Below are 18,290 nucleotides of genomic sequence, written 5' to 3' on the forward strand. Positions count from 1 at the left end.
GCTTCCGAATTTCCATCCGCTAGGAGCGGCGTAAACACTTCGCAACCGGACGTGTCTCAAATTCATGCCGTCCCTCGCTGCTTAATGGCTTTTAGATTGCGTTCATTTCGAGGAGGAAACTCAACCGGCATATTGTTCTCGCCGATGTCTTCGTATTTAACGTAGCAGTAAGCACCCCGGCTTTCTGGGCTACCCCCTTTTTTCAACACGGTAGCCGCTGTTCCAAATGCGATGCCCATGACCATATTGGCCATGTGTGCCATACATTCAATGGAGGTTTCGCTGAGAATGCGTTCACGCAGTGATTCATAGGATGACAAGAACATCCAGCTCTGCATGGTCACCATTGCGCTGTAACCATACTTTGGGGTGAGATCGAAGCCGCGCTCAATAAACATCGCAAACAGATCAGACTTGCTGTTTGGGTAGTTTTGCTTTGCCCAGGCGCTCAAGCGTGGATTCATACCCTTGCCACCCATATAAGGCGGGTTAGCTACCACAACAGCGTAGCGTGGGCTGAGGTAATCGGCCATGCGTAGTACAGTCAGTACCCGTTGGTGACTTTCTGCCAGGAACAGTTTGCCACCCATGTCCTTGGCTTCCAGGGTGGTGATGGTGTCGGCGACGTTGGTGGCCTTGGGTGTGATGAGGGAGCCGAAGTTATCGGCTTCATCAAATTGTTTCAGGGTTTCGCGCAGTTCGGGGGTGAACAAGTCTTTGCCGACTGTGGTCATGTATTCGGTCAGTACCTCATCGTCGAACTCGACCTTTTCCAGTACGCAGATGTTGGGGCGTATGCCTTTGTTGAAGAAGCGGCGCTGGCGTTCGCGGGCTTTCATGGTCAGGGCAAAGGCGGCGAGTTCGCCGGCGCGTTCGTCCAGTTCAATGCCGTACAGGTTGTGGGCCAGGATCTTTTCAGGAATTTCTGACGGGTCGTGGCCTTCTTCTTCGTAGATGTCATAAAGCAGGTCAAAGGCATAGGTGAGCATGTGGCCGGAGCCGCAGGCCGGGTCGCAGACTTTGATGTCTTCCGGGCTGTTAATTTTCAGGAAATCAGTGTCGGGCTGTTCGGGTGGAATGTAGTATTCCATCTGCTCGGCCAGGCGCGATTGGGGCCGGTTTAGCAGCCACAATCGCCCCAAGGAGTTTTGCACCAGGTAGCGCACGATCCAGTTGGGGGTAAAGAGCTGGGTGGCGGCGGCGATATTGTTCGGTGTGATCTTCTCGCTCTTTTTCAGACCTTCGAAGATCTGGTCTTTCTTTTCTGAGATGTAGAACTGGTACAGCCAACCGATCACTTCCACGCTTTCGCAAGCGTCAGGTGTCATGGCCTCACGGGTGTAGGCTAGAATCGAATTCCCTGAAAGCAGGTCGTCGGGCAGCAGCAGTTCGGTGTAATCGTCGATAGGCTGGAACAAGAAGGGCATGTTTTTGTGCCAGTCGCGGCAGGCAGCGACGACCAGCAGCCGGTAGGCTTCGCCTTGTGGGTTGCGGCTAGGGGAACGGCCCGACAACAAGGCCTGGATTTCCTGCCGCACACTGGCAGGCACCATGTCTTCGTCGATATGGCCCATTTTGGCTTCGGCCAGAATTTCCGGCTGAAACTGGCCTTCGGTGGGCGACACAATGCCTACACGTGTGTAGCGGTTCAGGTCCATGAAGCGCAGGGCGCAGAAGCGGTTGAACCAGATGTAGGCCACTCGTTCTATGACGTGTTCGCGGCTGATGGCGGCGATGGCCTTTGCCAGCGCCTTGACGGCTTCTGCTCTTTCACGACGGGCCAGGCTGTCTGCGGCCAATACGGTGTCCAGCTTCAGCCCGACCTGTTCCATTAAGCTCGTGCGTGCGAACTGTGCAAATTTCTTGAGTTTTGAGGTGTCCATCCCGCTGCGCCTTTAGATCTGTACTTTGTGGCCCTGTTGAACCTCTGCGAGCAGGGTTTTGCGCAAGGCGTCCAGGTAGTTGTCGATATCGTTTTCACTGGCCAGCCAGGCCTTGGGGTAGTCAGGCTTCAGGCTGCGGGCCGGAACGATTTTTGGGGCAGGTGCCGGTGGCTGAGGGTCGCCGGGTGTCGCGTCGTTGCCATTATTGGTATGGCCAGCGGGCACCGGTTCGGGTTCCCGGGCCTGCAGCGCCAGGGCTGCGGTTCTTGTCAGCAGCGTGGCGTAACCCTGCTCCTCGAAAGTGTGCAGGCGGTCGTTGAGGGCTGCGATCAGGGATTCCTGACTGACGTACTGATGCAATTCCTGGAAGGGTTGATCAAGCTCGGCTTGTCGCTGAGTGGGTAGTGCCTGGTATTCGTCCATACCCTGCAGGCGGGTTTGCAGGCCGTTCAGCTTGGCCAGCGCCTGTTGGGTGGCGTGCTGTACGGCCGCGGTGACTTCAGCCCGTAGGGCATCCACCAGTGCCTTGAGTTGCTGCATGCGGTTGCTGCGGTAGCACTTTGGGTCGTCCAAAATGGCCTGGATCTGTATTTGCGTATCGCTTTGCAGGTAGTGGAAGTTGCTTTCCTGGGTTTTCAGCAGCGTGCTGGCTTCCAGGTAGATGTCTTTCTGCGAACCCCTCATAAAGGTGAGTATGGGGTCGAGGACGTCTTCCTTCTGATTCAGCAGTTTGTCTTCTTCCTTGCGCAGCTCTGTCAGCCACCAGGTGTAAGGTTTGGCGGCCAACTCCAACAAGGTCTGATGCACAGGCTGCAGATTTTCCAGGAAAGGGAAGCGGTCTACTTGGCTGAACAAGGGTTTGATTTCACCCGCCAGCCGCTGGGCGTTGGCCGATGTTTCCCGACCCAGCGCTTTGGCTTCGCTGCTGCTGGGTGGACCGAAGAACTCTTCATGGAATTCTTTCAGGGCCCGGACCTGCGATGCGCTGAATTCAATTTGCGGCTCCAGCACCAGTTGCCCATGGATGCTGGTGTTGCGCAGGGCCTGTTCCAGTGCATCGATTTCCAGCAGGTTGCTGTCGTTGCGGGCTTCCAGTTTGCCGCGAGCCCAAAGGTTGGCTGTCAGGCACAGAATGGCGGCGTAATACCAGCCGTAGGGCTTGCGCTCGAACCGTTCCAGCACGCTTTTGAGCGTGGTACGAACGCCTTCACGCTGATTGCCGTGAATAAAGGCCAGAATTTCTTGCTCGGATTCAGGCAAGGTGGCGGCGTCATTACCCACTATGCCGTCAGTGGTCAGGTCCAGGCAGCGGCGGATATCGTTCTCGGTGTAATTGACCCCGCGCAGCATCGACAGATTGGGGTAGACCCGTGTCACCAGCTCATGGAAGCCACGGGTCATGCGGGTAACGGGCTCATCGGAAGTGACTTCTACGTCGGCACCTGCAATCATCAGCCTGGCAGAGCCGATCAGCTCATGGATCAGCAGGCGGATGCGATCTTCACGTTGCTGGTTCTGGTGGCCCTTGTCGTACAGAATGCGCTTGGTGGTTTCATTTTGGGTGATGGAAATGTTCTGGCGGATGTAGCGTTCCGTCTTCTTGTACATCAGCAGTTCGCGCATCAACTGCTCGTCGGGTTGCATGATGACAAACAGCGCTTCCATCTGGTAGGCCGAGGCAGTGCGCAGCATTTGCTCGCTTTCTACATGCTCATGGAATGGGCTGATGATATGGATGCTCAGTTCGTGGTCGCGGCCATGCAAGCGGTCATCCAGGCGTCGGGCAAAGGAATAGTCTTGTCCCTGGTTCGCAGAGGTGCCGAGGTTCACGCGGATCTTGCGCTGCCCCAGCACCTGGTCAAATACAACCTTCTGGAGCTCTTCAGCAACGTCGGTGGTATCGACATCGGTATTCTTGATTTCCTGCTCGATGTCTTTTTCTTCATCGCTCAGGAATTCGTACAGCTCGCCGTTACGCTGGATGTAGGTCTGGCTTTCCAGCAGGTTCAGGGCTTCTTCCACGCGGCGGCGCAAGGCGGGCAAGTCTTGCTCAAAGCCTTCCAGCATCAGTACGCACAGGTTGCGCAGCGAAGGCTTGAACTCCTTCACATATTTCACCAGGAACAGGGCCTTCAGCAGCCGAACTGCGAACTCATCGCCAAGGTGTTGTTCGGCTTGCAGGATGGCACGCTGGATATTGGACTTGAGCGCAGTGCGAATGCCTTCAAACATTCGATCGAATGTCGCTAACTGGCCAACATCATGCTCACGGATCTGTATGACCACTTGCTGGAAGACGCCCAGCATGGAGCGTTCACCCACGGAGCTGTGCTTGCCCTCGAAGGCGTTTTGCTTTGAGAGGTTCTGGATGGATGCCTGGAACAGCGCGAACTGGTAGGGGATGAAGGGGTAGCTGTTGACGAAGTGCTCTTGGTCGCGGAAGTTCTGATAGTGCTGGCTGCCATCTACGAAATCGAACAGAGTTTTGAAGTTGTTCGACTGTGCAAGGTAAATCTGCGCCAATTGGGTGGTGCCGGCTTCCGTTTTGGCCAGCAGGCGCTTCTGGATGACTTCGGCAACGTCCTGGGATGTCAACTTCATGCGATTGGCAAAGCGTGCCTGAATCTTGGTGAAGTCGTTTTCCTGCCGCTTGCTCATCTCGCCCAGCACCGTGCTCATGTCTTCTTGCGCGGTAACGATGATCCAAGCACGGCCCCGGCATTTCGTTGCCAGGCTTTCTGCAATAGTTTGCAGATTGGTCATCAGCTTGGTGTTCTCGGCGATGTACTGGCCGACCTCGTCCACAAAGAAGTTCAGGCGGAAATTCGGCCCTTGCTTGTCAACCCAGTGGCGTACTTGTTCGGCGAAGTCTTCGATGGACACCCGATATTGAGCGCGGTATTTGTCCAGAATGCCCAGGGCTTGGTCGGCTTCGCTGTGTGTGGCCTGAGCGTAGGCCTGGGCAATGTTGCGGCTTTCGAGCAGGGCCTGTTCGCGTCCCTTCTGCCAGGGCTTACCCGCTACCGTTTCATAGGCCTGCCTGAAGGCATCGTATTGGCCACGACTATCCAGATCGCGTTCGAATTGGGCGATATGGCCTTGATTGCCGTAATAGCCGCACATTTCATCAAAGACTTTCACGAACACCGACAGCAGGGCGTCAATTTCAGTTTTGCTGATGATGGCGGCTTTCTGGTCGATGTTGAACAGTATGCTTTTCGATGGAACGGCGACAGCCTTCTTCAGGTCTGCGCGTAGCATTTCGTTGTTGCCACACTTGGGCAAGAACAAGTCCAAGGTGTTGGCGCCATCAATGGAGCGGTTCTCCAACAGCAGGGCCAGCAATTTCAGCAGGTGCGACTTACCTGAGCCGAAGAAGCCCGATATCCACACGCCATTGGCATGGGTGTAATTGTTGTAGGCGGCCAGGAGCTCATCCAGGCGTTTTTCGATCTCATTGGTGAGGACGTATTCCTCGATTTCGAGGCGAAGGCTGGCTTCATCGTCGGCCTTGATGACTCCTTCGATGGGGCGGTCGACCGGTTTGCTGAAAATAGACTTCAAGTGCATGCCGCTTTCCTCGTTCATGCTTCGCAGTGATAGATATTGAAGGCCCGGTAATACTTGTCGTCATGCAGGCGCCCGAACAGATCCAGCGAGGCGCCGGAGAGCTGCGACTGGGTATACAACCCCGGGAAAAACATGACAGTGGGCTTCTCTTTGGCTGTACTTTGCAGATTGTTCAGCACGTTGTGTGAACGGATATAGGGGAAGACTTCGCCTACCCCGGATATAAACAGGACGTCGAATGTGTGCGTGGACAGCCGCTCGGCAATGGCAGGCACCAGATGGCTTTCCGGGTCCAGCACGCCTTGGAGTAATTCCTTGAGCTCATCCCTGCTGACCGTAGGTTCAATGGCGAGCACCTGCTCCCAGATGCCACGCGCCTGTAAAAGCTCAATGGCCAGGTCGTAGAGATTGATCTCCAGCACCTGCACGCCTTTCTGTTCCAGATGCTGGATCAGCTGCCGACGCAGGCGATCCATTGCAACGGCTTCCTCTGGTTGGTAAGGGCAGATGAAGAAGGGAACCTCATTGCCCAGGCCCTGTTTCTGGAGAAAACGCTGCCCCGACATGACCGCACAGAGATGGTCAAAGCGTTCTTTGATAGGGCGGCGAGAAAGATCATGGGGCATGGTCAGGTCTTGGTCAGGGTGGCGAGAGTAGGGAAGTACAGAGCCTCTTCGGGTTGGCCCTGTTGAAGCAATTGCGCAAACTGGGGGCTGAATTGAACGGCCTGAATGGTGTGTTGGGCCGACAGCAGTCCAGCTTCACGCATCAAGCGGAACAACACTTGGCCCAGCTTGTAGTGGGAGTAGGCGCTGACACTATCGAGTTCCGGATGCCATTGGGCTTTGCGATTGAAGAATGCGTCGTACTCTTCAACGGGCAGCTCGACTTTCAACGATAAATATCGCTCACGCAGCACTTCCGTGGCGAACTCGGCAATAAACGGGTAGCCGCGACAGAGCGCCAACCAAAGGATCAGGGCCTGATCTGGCTGCGGGGCTTGTGTCAGAAACTCAAGTTCTGCCTGATTAAGCTGACTTAGCCGGAAGATCAGTTCTCGCAACCGACGCTGCGCCGTACTTTGGGTTCTGGTTTGAAGCAAGTTCTGCGAGATGGCGTCGGCGCGCACTTGGTCCCAATCGCGCAGCGCTAAATAGCGCTGCGCCAGCAGCGTCGAGTCATAAATACATAGCCCTACCGTTCTGAATGATGTGCGGTAAGCAACGGGCGGGGTGTTGGCTTGGCTCATTCGCGATGCTCGGCAGCGCCGCCCGCCTTGACCCAGGCGTCGACCTCATCACGCCGGAACTTCCAGAGCCGCCCCATGCGATGAGCGGGCATGGAGTGCTTATCGATCCACTTGTACACGGTGTCATTGCTGACTCCGAGATATTTGCAAATGTCGCGGATAGACAGCCAGCGGTCTTCGAGTTCGGTCATGGGGGTTGTGTGGATTAGCAGGGTCAACGCAAGAGCAGGACGGAATTGTCCATGCGGGCTTGTAACAATATCTTAACGACGGAAGGATGTCAAACGATCTTTGCCGATTTAAGCCGAAGATTATGGGTGTTTTGACTGAATCTCAGTTCGTATCTCAACTCGTTGGATTTATATTTCGCGCGCTTTCTGGGAAAACGCCTATCTTTGACTTTTTCATGCAAAAACATCTACAGGGTCTGCGGTTGTACACACATATCTATACGACATGTGAATAACTTTTTAGAAGCAAATTTCGCATGTCAATTATCCTCCGTAGAAACAAACACACCGCCCGCATCATGCGCCAGCAATATGTCCGCAAAGGCGCGCAGGGCAACCAGCACGGATACGTCAGGACCATTCCCTTGGCGACAATCTCGTTGTCTGCAGTAGAGGTTCCTGGCGAAATCGCAGAACTTTTGTCGACAAAAGAGCTTGCCCATCTCGAAAAATCCATTATTTTCCCGGCGCGAAACGAAGCTGAGCGTAAGAAGAAGGAGCAGGAAGCGCGCGAATGCGATCCCAACTGGCGGGTGACAGAAGCTATTAATTTCTTACAGGAGGCGGGCCGACGGGCTCAACTGGTTGCCGTCGACCCGCGACTGCTCGAAGGGCTGCATGAAACTGTCGCCGCGCTCGGACCTGCGGTTATTGAGAACCTCGACCCTCTGGATGCGGTCAGTGCTTCGGTGCGGGCGGCAATATCAGCAGTTGAACAAGGCAGGTATGGGCGAAATCAGGGGCCTGTGCGTAAAGATGCGATAGCAGCGAAAAAATGGGCGGAACTACGAGCTCTTGTGCTTGAGCGCCCCGACAGCTTGGTCGCCGCGTTGCAAGATGCGGGCTGGGTCGCCACGCGTGACCGCAGGAGTCGTTAAATTTAAAGTGATCCTGACTTTAGATTTAACGCGCAGTTGCTTTATTGAGTACGAGCCCGCGCTTTTGCGGGTTTCGTCTCAACTAAAAAGGAACAGAATGATGTTTGACTGCACCACAAATCCACAAAAACATGATGACCATGAATGTGACTTCTCCGATGATGAAATTGAGCTGTTTCAGTACCATTTTCCGCTTGTGCATCGGATACTTTCAATCGAACAGGCCGTGGGCGAAAATCCGAACTATTCAGGGCTCATTAACCTACTTGAAAGCCACTGCGCCGCATCTGAAATCACCGGCTTGGCGCTTACTTGGAGTACTGAGCAATTGGGTGAGTCGTACTTGTGCGATATCGGCCGTACCGCCTTGGTTTTGCGACTGCCTGTAGAACTGGAGCCTCATCTTTCGGTATTCATGAATGTTATACCGAGTGACATCAATATTTTCAGTCTTGACCTTCTGCGCTCCGTTTCAGTCTGGTCTTGGTGGGTACCGGGTGGCGCTCAGGTGTGTGTTCGAGCTGATACAGTGCAAGATGCTCTGAAGGACTTCCCGCTCAGACGTGAAGTGCTTGAGACCGAGATTGCTGTGCGGCGTTATCCAGGGCCGCTTATTCGCCCGTTTCTGCCTTTGCTGGTGGTCGCGGGCAACTCATTGGCACTCGGCGGGATGGCAGTATCGAAACACTGGAACGAGCGTTTTCGCCTTAGACAAAGCTTAAGTGGTTGCAATTGGAATCCGTATCGAACGTTTGACGATGAGAAACTGAACGAGGCAGAGAAATTTGCTCAGGAACACGGCACGATGCCTTTTTACGGTAAGCTCTGGAGCGATTCTGAAGATATGTCTCCGAGGATTTTGCTGCCGTATTTAGTTCCAGGGAACGACGACTGACGAATAAGGAAAACCCCTTCATGATCTTCATGAAGGGCTTGTTTGATCTCTGACCTAGAAATTACGCGTCCGCGCACTACGGCTGAAATCAAGCAGGCCTACAAGGAAGGGCGCTTTGATGAAATGACCGCGAAGCAATCCGGCATGTAGTGCCCCACCTTTTCAGAAAAAGAAAATGGCATGTTAGATCATTGAGGCTGCTAACAAACCCTCGCGTAAGTCGAGGGTTTGTTCATGTGGGTGGCTGGCTAAGAACTGACCGCCTATAGTCCAGGAGGGCGTCTGACGGTGAGCAGCCATGGCTTCTGGTGCCACACATCCGTTCTCTGTAATGAGGATGCCATACGATAATGCCGCCGCATTGCAATCTCAGTCGGCGACACGTCCCTTTCGTTAAGTATGGGGATGGCAAGGGTGACACCTTGAGTGGACAGAGACCGCGACTAGTGTGGTTTCGTACGGCATTGAAAGAAGGAAAAACGGCTGCGGATCTTTTGGCTTGAACTCGGAAGGCCGATATCGTGCAGGTGGTGACCCCGTTGCGATCTGGCAACGAGGTGCTGGCAGCTTCAGCTCAGCTTTTATGACCCGAGGTAAACCGGGATATGAATTGCCGGTATTGTGGCCTCACTTACGCTCCAAAGTCGACCCGACCAAGGGCGCGGACCTTCCCGTTGTGCCAGGTCTATAGACTCTTGCCTAGTTTCTTCGTCCAGAAAATGCTCAGGTTGATATTGATACTTCGTATATCTCTCTAGACGCAAGGCTTCTTGCTTCCAGTCTCGCGCAGTGACTATCCCGCCCAGGCCGATGGAGTTGCCTGCCAACATGACAATCGGCACCGGAACGCGGATGCGAGTGTCCGTTTCCCAATACTGGGGGCTGCACCATCCTATAACTGAGTTTACGGCGACTAGGTCTACCAAAACTTTCACTGTGCCTTCTGGATACCAACGCAACACAGGGATGGCTTGTTTTAGGTCCAGTGTGGGCTCGTAGAACATCGTCGGCTGTACATTCAGCAGCTTTGGCAACAGTGGTTCAAGCGCGTCGGGCAAAGCAAGCACCAGTGCGCAGCGACCCATGGTGTCCACCTTCAGGCCTTTGAGATATTCGGTGTTGATGAGCAGGCCTGCGCCTGTAGAGGCGGAGGAACCATGTTCGCTTAATAGTTCCAACACCTCGTCCAACGTGGGGCATTTACGGCAGGCGTCGTCGATGGAGGAAAAACAATTGGCAAGAATGAGGTTGTGTTCTTCGGGAATGGATGTATTAGTCATGATTATTTCTCAGTTGTAGAGCGAGCGAAGTGCGGCTCTTACATAGTGAAGACATCGTGGCTTAGATCTAAAGTGATGTGAGACTTTAGATTTAAGCAAGCTCGGCATTGATCAGTGGTCGAGCTCATGCGGCAACGTGCGCCACTCAATGTCCGTCAAAAACCGCCACCAACTCGTTCGCCTGACCGCGTGTCGTGGAATCTCGCGATATTGAGCGGTAGGCGGCTAGGCTGTGCAGTTGCGCGCTTGAGTACAATGCGCGGGTCGCGGGTGTGTCGTGATTCGAGACCACGACCGTTACGCCTCTAGCCGCTAAAAGGCGAGCCATATCAGCAAGGCGGCGCTGATCAGCCCAGTTGAAACCTTGGGCCCCATAGCCGGTAAAACTGGCTGCTCGTTCAATGGGGCGTAAGGTGGGTCGCAATACACTAGGTCGCCAAGTTGCGTCCGCTGCATGACCGCTTCGAAATCGCCGCACTGCAGGTCCACACCGGCCAAGCGCTGGGCGACGGCACGCATAGCGTGTTCGGGCAGGATAGGGAGGGATTTCGGATGCCCGTATGGCGTATTGCAGTGGCCCTTCTGATTCTCCCGATATAAGCCGTTATAGCCAAACTTGTTGATATACAAGAACAATGCGGTTCGTTCTTCAACCTGCGTTTCCGGAGCGTTGTAGCGCGCTCGCAGCGTGGCATACGCATCGGCATTATGGTGCCGCGGGCTAAACAGGGCCGCGCAGCGTTCGATGAACGCGTCGGTGTCATCCCTTAGCGCCTGAAAGCATGCAATGAGCACCGGGTTCGAGTCTGCCAGCAGATATTCTGGATAATCCGTTGCCAAGAAAACGTTGCCGGCGCCGACAAAGGGCTCGATCAGGCGTTGCGCTGGCGGCAACAGCGGCAACAGTTGCCGCAAAAGGCGGCGTTTGCTTCCAGCCCATTTCAAGAATGAGGCTTGGGCGGAGGTGTTCGTCTGGGGTCGGGATGTCTGTTTCATCCCTCGTGTAGCGAAGCAGCCGACGATGCCACTTTTCCCACGACTTTAGGCTTAACGCCGGACCAGGACTTTAAGCTTTAAATAGTCGCTGCACCCACGAGTCGTGTGACGATAGCTCTTGTTTTCGAGGGGCAAGCGCCGCTTTCTTTTTTGTCCATTGAACCTTTCCATCCGCTTCTGCCACGCTGCGGTTATTTGTGTGGAAAGGGGGGTACGATGGAAAACGCAAGAACGACGATATTGATGAAGCCGCCGAATTTTCGGCTTACCGACTGGCGCGTGATGGAGGTGCCAACTGGCGATGGGAACCCAACCCGGCACGTGATCGGATGGACTCATAGCAATGTGCGCGTGAGTTCTCCGATTTTTCAGGTCGATGGCGTGATGCGCGCATGCTTGACCGGCAGCGGCAATCTTTACCTGTTGACGGGCGATCCCGCTCAGCAATTCGATGAAGGCATGGCGAAGCTTTGGCTGCAGTGCGCCACAGCAAACAGAATCAGTGCAGACAGAGACGTCACTGACGAATTCGTGGTGACGTTTCAGCAGATTGATGCTGAGCTGAACTTAGTCGAAGATGTGCCGCCGGATTTTCCACACGATTATTTTTTGGGCGCCGTGCCCGGGTCGCAGCTGAAATTCCTTGCTCGTGAAATCGAGAGCCGCTACATCATTGGGCCGGCAGCAGGGGAACTCAAAGAACGCTACAGTCTGTGCGTGCGCTTGAGAGAGCAATTCCGTCGACTTAATCTGCATCGTGAACCAGCTACATCCCCAGATGACGCTACGGCTCCGAGCCTAGCTGAAATCTTTGCGTATGTAGCGCTGGAGGGCTGGGATTTGTCGGCGCAAGAGCGCGCTTGGATGGTCAACACCATCGAATCAAGAACGTAATGACGGACAGACCCCGGTTTTCCATTGCTTAGCCGGCGGTTTGGCGTTGCCGGGCGTCCGCCTCAAGGATTGCTCGACGTACAAAACTATCATCGACTATCGCGAGTAAGCTCAGGGCACTGACCGCCTTGGGGTTGCCTTTGTCGCCGAAGTGCGTGCGAATGAAGCTGTCCGTTCCGGGGATACAGTTGCCTGCGTTCAAGCTGTCGCCACGCGTTACCATGATCTGGTGCAAGGGGAAATGGGTGAAGTCCAACTTCCTGAGCGCTGCGCGATTGTTAAAGGGCCTGTCAGTAATTTCGTGTTTGAGGCATAACATGACGCCAAGGAGTGTCTATGCCACGCAAACCAAGAACCCAAGCGACCACGCTGCCGACCATTGCCCCAGAACTGCTGGAGTCGTTCGGTAACGGCCCGATGACGGCCGAAGCCATCAATGCTGCATCGCTGGCCTTCAAGAAGGCGCTGATCGAGCGCGCCCTGGCCGGTGAGATGAACCATCACCTGGGCTACCCGGCCGGAGCCGCCAAGCCAGCGGCGGTCACCAACCAGCGCAATGGCAAGGGTGCCAAGACGGTCCTGACCGAGGACGGCCCGATCCGCATCGAGGTGCCTCGCGACCGCGACGGCAGCTTCGAGCCGCTGCTGATCCCCAAACACGAACGCCGTTTCACCGGCTTTGACGACAAGATCGTCGCCATGTATGCAAGGGGCATGACGGTGCGCGAGATCCAGGGCTTTCTGCTGGAGCAGTACGCCACTGAGGTCTCGCCGGAGTTCATCAGTTCCGTTACCGACGAAGTCATGGCCGAGGTCGCCGCCTGGCAGGCTAGGCCGCTGGAGCCGGTGTATCCGGTGGTCTTTTTCGATGCCCTGCGGGTCAAGATCCGCGAGGATGCCGTCGTACGCAACAAGGCCGTCTACCTGGCCCTGGCGGTGCTGCCCGACGGCACCCGTGACATCCTGGGGCTGTGGATCGAGGGCACCGAAGGAGCCAAATTCTGGATGAAGGTGTTTAACGACCTGAAGACCCGGGGCGTAGAGGACATCCTGATCGCCGTCACCGATGGCCTCAAAGGCATGCCCGAGGCGCTGGCCGCCGTCTTCCCGGCCACCACGCTTCAAACCTGCATCGTTCACCTGATCCGCAACAGCCTGGATTATGCGAGCTGGAAAGACCGTAAAGCCCTGGCGGCTGCCATCCGGCCGATCTATACCGCCATCAGTGCCGAGGCCGCACAGGCCGAATTGGAGGCTTTTGCCAACGGCCCTTGGGGACAGAAATTCCCAACCGTCAGCGCGGCATGGCGCAATGCCTGGGATCGGGTGATTCCGTTCTTCGCCTTCCCGCCGGCCGTGCGCCGCGTGATCTACACCACCAACGCCATCGAGAACATCAACTCGCAACTGCGCAAAATCATCAAGACCCGAGGGCATTTCCCCAACGATGAGGCTGCCGCTAAACTGCTCTGGCTGGCGCTGCGTAATATCACGGCAAAATGGAGCCGTTCCGCTCACGACTGGAAGCAAGCCATGAACCAATTCGCCATTCTCTACGAGGATCGATTCATCCGCCGTTCCATGTAATGCTCAACCCGCCTCGAACACGGAATTTCTGACACCCCCTTGTTAAATATCGCCAGCACCTGACTTGCCCGCGCCTTGGCAACCTGTTTTTTTGCCTTTTCCAGTGTTTTCGCAGTGCAATGGTGGCCCTTTATGATCCACCCTTGCACGATTTTCAGACTGACCCCCCGGCTCTGCTCAAGCCATGTTGCGCGATACGTCCGGGGGGCGATGACCTCGGCATCAAGTGTGATTAACCCGCCGATAAGCAGGTTTTCACCCAGGGCGTCAATACATCGCTGTGTGATGCGTAAGTCAGCGAAACTACTCGTGCCGCTCCATTTGCCGTTTTTTGACCATGCGCGCTTGCTATAGCATTCGCCACAGGGTTCCTCGGAAAGTCGAACGTAGACGTTATGATCGCCCCCAGCCCAGGACGAGGTTGAACGGCGATAGGGCCAGTTTTCTTCCAATAAAACTCTGATCCGGCGGAGGATGTCCTCAGCCCCTGTAGTCGTTGCGCGAGTGGCGTTCCTTGTACTTGTGATAGAAGTTTGAGTCATTTTACGAAGTTCCTACGAGTGGACTGCACTGGGCAGCGTGATTTGGAACCTCGTATATGCAATGGCCGAATCGTCCGGGTTTAGCTTGCTGTTTAGATTTAAATCGCGGACTTTAGATTTAAAGTCAATGACGGCTTTAGGCTGAACCCAGATTCCTACATGGAGAAATCCCTTCTTCTTTTTTCTTCTTAGGAATCGTATGAAACACGCCAACACCCGCCGCCAGAACGCTCGCAGCCAGTCTCATCAAGCCCCCCATCGCCCTGGGTACCAAAGCCGCGCACCAAGGCGTCTTCCGGCTACCGCGGAACTGGTCATCATCCGTGGCCTGCCCGGCAGTGGTAAATCAACGCTGGCGGACAGGATGGTAGAGCAGGGCTATCAGCATTTCGAAGCTGACATGTACTTTATGCAAGACGGGGTATATCGCTACGATGCGAGCCGAGTTCGAGATGCACACAACTGGTGTAAGACGATGACGCGATCCGCACTTGCCCGGGGCGAACGCGTCGTGGTGGCGAACACTTTTACGCGCTTATCAGAAATGCAGCCCTATTTTGATATGTGCGGGAACGTCCGCGTCATTGAGGCGACTGGCCGCTGGCCCAATGCCCACGGAGTGTCACCCGAGCGGATACTGCAGATGGCCGAGCGTTGGGAGCCTTTGGCATGTGCTGAACGTCTAAGCGCGTAGGGCCCCCCCAGAACTGGCAGCGATCTGGTTGAGCATTGGTGGTGGGGAGTGAAAATGCAATGAAGCGGCAAAAAATATAAACGATGTGCATAGACATGTCGCCACGGAGATGTGCGTGCTTCGTGGCGGCATGACGGGAAGCCAGGCGGCTTTCGGTGCCTGTAGCGCTCTGGAGCACATAATGAAACCGCTTCTTGATTTGAACGACCTGGCCGCTTTGTTGCGGCGCAGTCCCCACACCATTAAACGCAATTTGCGCACCAATCCCGATGCTGTCCCGCCACGGTTGCAACTGCCGGGCACCAAACTGCTGCGCTGGCGACAGGAGGATGTCCAGGCGTGGCTAGCCGCGAATGTACAGTCTGGAGGGCGACGCTAATGGCAAAAGCGCAACGAAGATTCCAACCTCACGATTACGCCGATGTCCTCAGAGGCACAGGCTTATGGGGGCAAGAAGGTGGTGTCTTGCACCATTGGACAGGTAGCTTCTGGCGAGCGTTGCCGGAAGAGGAAGCGGAGAAAGCCGCTTATGACTGGATTGTCAGTAACGACCGCGTGAACGCCTCCGCTGAAAACGCACGTAAAGCGCATAGGGCGGCGCTGCTGTGGTGTGAAGCGGTTCCGGCAGTAACAACGGACGTCGTCATCGCCTGCGAGAACGGATACCTGCATGTACGGGACGACGTCTTGAGACTTGAGCCGCCCAACCCATTGTTGGGACTGCGCCATGAATTGGCATGTGAGTTTGACCCGCGTGCGCCCGAACCGCCCCAGTTCATGGCCTTTTTAGATACAGTGCTGCCGGATAGTGAGGTGAGGGCCCGGGTCCAGGAGTATTTTGGCTACACCCTGACGAGCGATGCACGCTATCAGATCGCTCAATTTTGGCTGGGCAGCGGGGCAAACGGCAAGGGTGTGTTGGCCCGAATCCTGCTCGCGCTGCATCGTCGACCTGAGTCCGTGCAGCTGGATGCACTGGACGGATTCAAGTTGTCGTCGCTCATTGATGCAAGCCTCATTTATTGCGATGAAGCACCTCGGGGACGGATTAATGAGCAGAGCATCAAGTCGCTCATCGCAGGCGAACGCGTGCAAATCGACAGAAGATATCGTGACCCGGTTAGCGTGAATATTCTTGCAAAATGGCTGGTTTTGGGAAACCATCTTCCGTCCATAACGGACCACTCCAACGGCTTCTGGCGGCGTTGGGATATCGTGCCTTTCGATACCGTCATTGCTGAGAGCGAGCGTAACCCGCTGTTGGCCGACATCATCATAAAGGCGGAGCTGGCCGGGGTGTTGAACTGGGCGTTGGAGGGGCTGCTACGCCTTCAACGCCGCGGACGGTTTGGTGCTGTTTTGCCGGCGCCCATGGCCAAGGTGTTGCAAGAAATTAAGGGTCAGACGGATTCAGTTCGAGGATGGCTTGAGGCTTGTGATATTGGGCTGGGCACTGAACTTGATACGACGAAAGACGAGGCCTACGCGCATTACAAAGATTGGTGCAGTCGGAATGGCTTAGCTGCCGTCGCTTCCCCCCGCTTTTGGCCACGCGTTCGGGATGTCCTTCCGTACGAGGAGCGTCGTTCACGGCGAGAACAGACTCAGAAGCGCGTTTGCAATTTGGCGCTTCCGTTCTGACCGTTTAGCAGTCGGTGCGTCACTTGTGCCAAGCAAATGCCCGATGATGCACCACAGACCTTCCCATTTTGGAAGAAAAAAACTGATGTAAAACAGATTCTTACAGGGGCGTGCCGGGTGAGCCCGGATGATTCGGAAAACTCTTTTTGCCTTTAAGGCTAATTCAGGTGCGAAGTTTAAAATAGTACTTGACTCACTTGGCTCACCACTTGAAAGCCCTGGGCCAGCGTGGCGTAGACTGTGCCAGGTGCCGATCCGCACCCAGCACTGTATTGACTCACCGACCTGGAGTGGTGATTTTCTTCCAGACTAGGACGAGGTGGCGTCCCGATGACTGAGCGGCCTGACCGAGGGCTGCAGGAGGATGTGGCGGGATACCGCGTTTAATCCAGCACGATTTCCCGCGCTTGGACGGCAACCCAGCGTCGTTCTTGGATAGACAGTTTCCAATCCTGGAGCGCTTCTTGCACGAGCGTGTCGAAATAAAAGGGCCTAAGGTTCGTCTCGTTACCCAGCTCATGCCGATAGAGACGAGCGCACTGCAAAGCAAGCCGCAGGCACAGCTCGTGACGCTCATCTAGCAGGAAGGTATCAGGCGTGACGCGGTCAGTCTGCGTGTATTCTTTGATCGGGATGCCGATGAACCAGTCCATCGGGAAATCATAGGGCCGCTGCTGTTGATAAGCGTAAAGCTGCTGTTCTAGACGAATGAAGGCGTCCGTGATGACGTTCGTCACGTTGGTATCGGATTGGACTCGAAGGCTCTCCTTCCACGTGCTCCACTCAATGATTTCTTCTCCAGGATGAAAGCTGCATTCGTCCTTAAGGTGGTAGACGTCGCCGCCACGCGTCGCGCACGTTCGCAAGACATTGTCGACGGCGATGATCGGTGAGCTGACGCGCGGGTGGGATGCATGTCCATCCACCTCCAGCCCGACTAGATGCCATGTGGGGGCCCCATCGAAGGAGTGCAGAACGACTTCAAAGACCGTCCACTCCGTCAGGGCGACGGTGGGCGGGCGTAGAAGCAGCGTGATCGGTGGAGGATGCATCGAGTGGCCGTGGTTCCAGAAAATCTGCACTTTGACAGAAAGTCCTAGCGAGGCTCAATAGACAAAAAAGAAAGCCATCCTTGCTGGCCGAGTACGGCAGATGTACGGCCGGTCGCTATACCTAACGCTACAACGAACCATAGGTGGTGGCGGTGGCGCATATGGACATTAGCGATTTAGGAATTAAAATTGATGAAGAATAGTAAGGAAAATGACAACGACGCATCCTCGAGTGTGCGCGAACCGTCAAGTACGGCGGCTAAGCAGCACAGGACGCCGCAGTTACTCGCGGCGCTTATCGTGAAGGCGCAGCGTGAAGGGCATACGATGCAGCATCTTGCCCGTGTGCTGGGTGTCTCTTATGCACGGCTAAATCAGTGGCGTCGAGGCGAGAGTCATATAGGTAACGCCCAGCGCTGGGTTCACGAGCATGCTGCCGGGTACCTGGGTATTCCCGTGATTCTTGTGCGGGTACTGGCTCAAAATATCACCCTGTCGGATCTGCTTTGGCCCGACCAGGGAGACTTGGCGCTGCAGGTTGAGTCGGGTATCCATCAGCTTTACGACGACAGTTACATCGGCGGCTTTGTTCCACCTGCGCTTTTGAGCGCGTCTACTTCGGTCAAGCTGTTCGTGTTGTTTCTGTATCGCGAACTGAACGCACCGGCAAGTGCTGCGATGGGGAGGAGTTCGGCATCCTGGCTTTCGACACTGCGAGAGGCCATGTCGGCTGAAGGCGGCGTGAGAGCGACTGGAAAGCTATGAGAGTAGGGAGATGTTTTGGCGATAGATACTGACTCATGATTAAGCAGCGCCCCACCAATTTTTTCCTGGTGAGGCGCTTTTTTCTGCGTTCGCGCTTCTCACTAAGGCAGGGGAGGTATTTCCGGGGTGTTTTT

At 55.3% G+C, this 18,290-nt stretch carries 16 protein-coding genes and 1 pseudogene; 8 read left to right on the plus strand and 9 right to left on the minus strand.

The window, feature by feature from the left end:
* Positions 1 to 62: 62 nt before the first annotated feature.
* From pglX to ACSBPU_RS06815, 5 genes are read right to left on the minus strand one after another with little or no spacing between them, the layout of a single operon-like run.
* Complete coding sequence (pglX, locus tag ACSBPU_RS06795) at positions 63 to 1,883, minus strand: BREX-1 system adenine-specific DNA-methyltransferase PglX (RefSeq protein ID WP_442596648.1); 1,821 nt, start codon at positions 1,881 to 1,883, stop codon at positions 63 to 65.
* Positions 1,884 to 1,895: 12 nt separating this feature from the next.
* Entirely contained in the window at positions 1,896 to 5,453 is a 3,558-nt protein-coding gene (gene brxC / locus ACSBPU_RS06800) for a BREX system P-loop protein BrxC (RefSeq protein WP_442596650.1), read from the minus strand.
* Between the two features lie 14 nt (positions 5,454 to 5,467).
* Positions 5,468 to 6,079: a DUF1788 domain-containing protein gene (locus ACSBPU_RS06805; RefSeq protein WP_442596652.1), complete on the minus strand. Its 612-nt coding sequence runs from the start codon at positions 6,077 to 6,079 to the stop codon at positions 5,468 to 5,470.
* A gap of 2 nt (positions 6,080 to 6,081) precedes the next feature.
* Positions 6,082 to 6,702, minus strand: coding sequence for a DUF1819 family protein (locus tag ACSBPU_RS06810; RefSeq protein ID WP_442596654.1), 621 nt, complete (start codon positions 6,700 to 6,702; stop codon positions 6,082 to 6,084).
* The gene (locus ACSBPU_RS06815) at positions 6,699 to 6,893 is read right to left on the minus strand and encodes a helix-turn-helix domain-containing protein (RefSeq protein ID WP_442596656.1); all 195 of its coding nucleotides are present in this window, start codon (positions 6,891 to 6,893) and stop codon (positions 6,699 to 6,701) included. Before ACSBPU_RS06815 ends, ACSBPU_RS06810 begins: the two co-directional genes overlap by 4 nt.
* Before the next feature lie 296 nt (positions 6,894 to 7,189).
* Here ACSBPU_RS06815 and ACSBPU_RS06820 point away from each other — a divergent pair, with 296 nt between their 5' ends.
* Positions 7,190 to 7,810 (plus strand): hypothetical protein, encoded by a 621-nt coding sequence (locus tag ACSBPU_RS06820; protein ID WP_442596658.1) that lies wholly within the window; start codon positions 7,190 to 7,192, stop codon positions 7,808 to 7,810.
* On the plus strand, positions 7,791 to 8,705 hold the full coding sequence (locus ACSBPU_RS06825) for a hypothetical protein (RefSeq protein WP_442596659.1): 915 nt from the start codon (positions 7,791 to 7,793) through the stop codon (positions 8,703 to 8,705). Before ACSBPU_RS06820 ends, ACSBPU_RS06825 begins: the two co-directional genes overlap by 20 nt.
* A 581-nt stretch (positions 8,706 to 9,286) precedes the next feature.
* On the opposite strand, the gene ACSBPU_RS06830 is transcribed toward ACSBPU_RS06825, so the two are convergent.
* Together ACSBPU_RS06830 and ACSBPU_RS06835 are read right to left on the minus strand one after the other, a co-directional pair.
* A complete protein-coding gene (locus ACSBPU_RS06830; protein WP_442596661.1) occupies positions 9,287 to 9,985 on the minus strand; it encodes a hypothetical protein in 699 nt (232 codons plus the stop codon).
* 145 nt (positions 9,986 to 10,130) lie between these two features.
* Positions 10,131 to 10,981, minus strand: a pseudogene (locus ACSBPU_RS06835) (DNA adenine methylase).
* A gap of 216 nt (positions 10,982 to 11,197) precedes the next feature.
* Between ACSBPU_RS06835 and ACSBPU_RS06840 the strand changes: the two are divergent.
* Entirely contained in the window at positions 11,198 to 11,875 is a 678-nt protein-coding gene (locus ACSBPU_RS06840) for a hypothetical protein (protein WP_442596663.1), read from the plus strand.
* Between the two features lie 336 nt (positions 11,876 to 12,211).
* On the plus strand, positions 12,212 to 13,462 hold the full coding sequence (locus ACSBPU_RS06845; protein ID WP_442593333.1) for an IS256 family transposase: 1,251 nt from the start codon (positions 12,212 to 12,214) through the stop codon (positions 13,460 to 13,462).
* Here ACSBPU_RS06845 and ACSBPU_RS06850 read toward each other — a convergent pair.
* Positions 13,429 to 14,004, minus strand: a complete 576-nt coding sequence (locus tag ACSBPU_RS06850) for a hypothetical protein (RefSeq protein WP_442596665.1) — start codon at positions 14,002 to 14,004, stop codon at positions 13,429 to 13,431. The genes ACSBPU_RS06845 and ACSBPU_RS06850 overlap by 34 nt on opposite strands.
* Before the next feature lie 199 nt (positions 14,005 to 14,203).
* Between ACSBPU_RS06850 and ACSBPU_RS06855 the strand changes: the two genes are divergently transcribed.
* The 3 genes from ACSBPU_RS06855 to ACSBPU_RS06865 all read left to right on the plus strand — a co-directional run bounded on the left by ACSBPU_RS06855 (position 14,204) and on the right by ACSBPU_RS06865 (position 16,339).
* Positions 14,204 to 14,698 (plus strand): AAA family ATPase, encoded by a 495-nt coding sequence (locus tag ACSBPU_RS06855; RefSeq protein WP_442596667.1) that lies wholly within the window; start codon positions 14,204 to 14,206, stop codon positions 14,696 to 14,698.
* A 181-nt stretch (positions 14,699 to 14,879) separates the two neighbouring features.
* Positions 14,880 to 15,077: a hypothetical protein gene (locus ACSBPU_RS06860; RefSeq protein ID WP_442596669.1), complete on the plus strand. Its 198-nt coding sequence runs from the start codon at positions 14,880 to 14,882 to the stop codon at positions 15,075 to 15,077.
* The gene (locus tag ACSBPU_RS06865; protein WP_442596671.1) at positions 15,077 to 16,339 is read left to right on the plus strand and encodes a DNA primase family protein; all 1,263 of its coding nucleotides are present in this window, start codon (positions 15,077 to 15,079) and stop codon (positions 16,337 to 16,339) included. Before ACSBPU_RS06860 ends, ACSBPU_RS06865 begins: the two co-directional genes overlap by 1 nt.
* A 383-nt stretch (positions 16,340 to 16,722) precedes the next feature.
* On the opposite strand, the gene ACSBPU_RS06870 is transcribed toward ACSBPU_RS06865, so the two are convergent.
* Positions 16,723 to 17,421: a hypothetical protein gene (locus ACSBPU_RS06870; RefSeq protein WP_442596672.1), complete on the minus strand. Its 699-nt coding sequence runs from the start codon at positions 17,419 to 17,421 to the stop codon at positions 16,723 to 16,725.
* Positions 17,422 to 17,583: 162 nt separating this feature from the next.
* Between ACSBPU_RS06870 and ACSBPU_RS06875 the strand changes: the two genes are divergently transcribed.
* Positions 17,584 to 18,156 (plus strand): hypothetical protein, encoded by a 573-nt coding sequence (locus ACSBPU_RS06875; protein WP_442596674.1) that lies wholly within the window; start codon positions 17,584 to 17,586, stop codon positions 18,154 to 18,156.
* Positions 18,157 to 18,290 lie beyond the last annotated feature (134 nt).

The organism is Parapusillimonas sp. JC17 (assembly GCF_052180245.1).
Lineage (GTDB): Bacteria > Pseudomonadota > Gammaproteobacteria > Burkholderiales > Burkholderiaceae_B > Parapusillimonas.

Coding starts and splice junctions, on each gene's coding strand:
- ACSBPU_RS06815 (WP_442596656.1), bottom strand. CDS start 6,893: ATGACCGAACTCGAAGACCGCTGGCTGTCTATCCGCGACATTTGCAAA.
- ACSBPU_RS06850 (WP_442596665.1), bottom strand. CDS start 14,004: ATGACTCAAACTTCTATCACAAGTACAAGGAACGCCACTCGCGCAACG.
- ACSBPU_RS06820 (WP_442596658.1), top strand. CDS start 7,190: ATGTCAATTATCCTCCGTAGAAACAAACACACCGCCCGCATCATGCGC.
- ACSBPU_RS06845 (WP_442593333.1), top strand. CDS start 12,212: ATGCCACGCAAACCAAGAACCCAAGCGACCACGCTGCCGACCATTGCC.
- ACSBPU_RS06840 (WP_442596663.1), top strand. CDS start 11,198: ATGGAAAACGCAAGAACGACGATATTGATGAAGCCGCCGAATTTTCGG.
- ACSBPU_RS06805 (WP_442596652.1), bottom strand. CDS start 6,079: ATGCCCCATGATCTTTCTCGCCGCCCTATCAAAGAACGCTTTGACCAT.
- pglX (WP_442596648.1), bottom strand. CDS start 1,883: ATGGACACCTCAAAACTCAAGAAATTTGCACAGTTCGCACGCACGAGC.
- ACSBPU_RS06860 (WP_442596669.1), top strand. CDS start 14,880: ATGAAACCGCTTCTTGATTTGAACGACCTGGCCGCTTTGTTGCGGCGC.
- ACSBPU_RS06830 (WP_442596661.1), bottom strand. CDS start 9,985: ATGACTAATACATCCATTCCCGAAGAACACAACCTCATTCTTGCCAAT.
- brxC (WP_442596650.1), bottom strand. CDS start 5,453: ATGCACTTGAAGTCTATTTTCAGCAAACCGGTCGACCGCCCCATCGAA.
- ACSBPU_RS06810 (WP_442596654.1), bottom strand. CDS start 6,702: ATGAGCCAAGCCAACACCCCGCCCGTTGCTTACCGCACATCATTCAGA.
- ACSBPU_RS06865 (WP_442596671.1), top strand. CDS start 15,077: ATGGCAAAAGCGCAACGAAGATTCCAACCTCACGATTACGCCGATGTC.
- ACSBPU_RS06855 (WP_442596667.1), top strand. CDS start 14,204: ATGAAACACGCCAACACCCGCCGCCAGAACGCTCGCAGCCAGTCTCAT.
- ACSBPU_RS06875 (WP_442596674.1), top strand. CDS start 17,584: ATGAAGAATAGTAAGGAAAATGACAACGACGCATCCTCGAGTGTGCGC.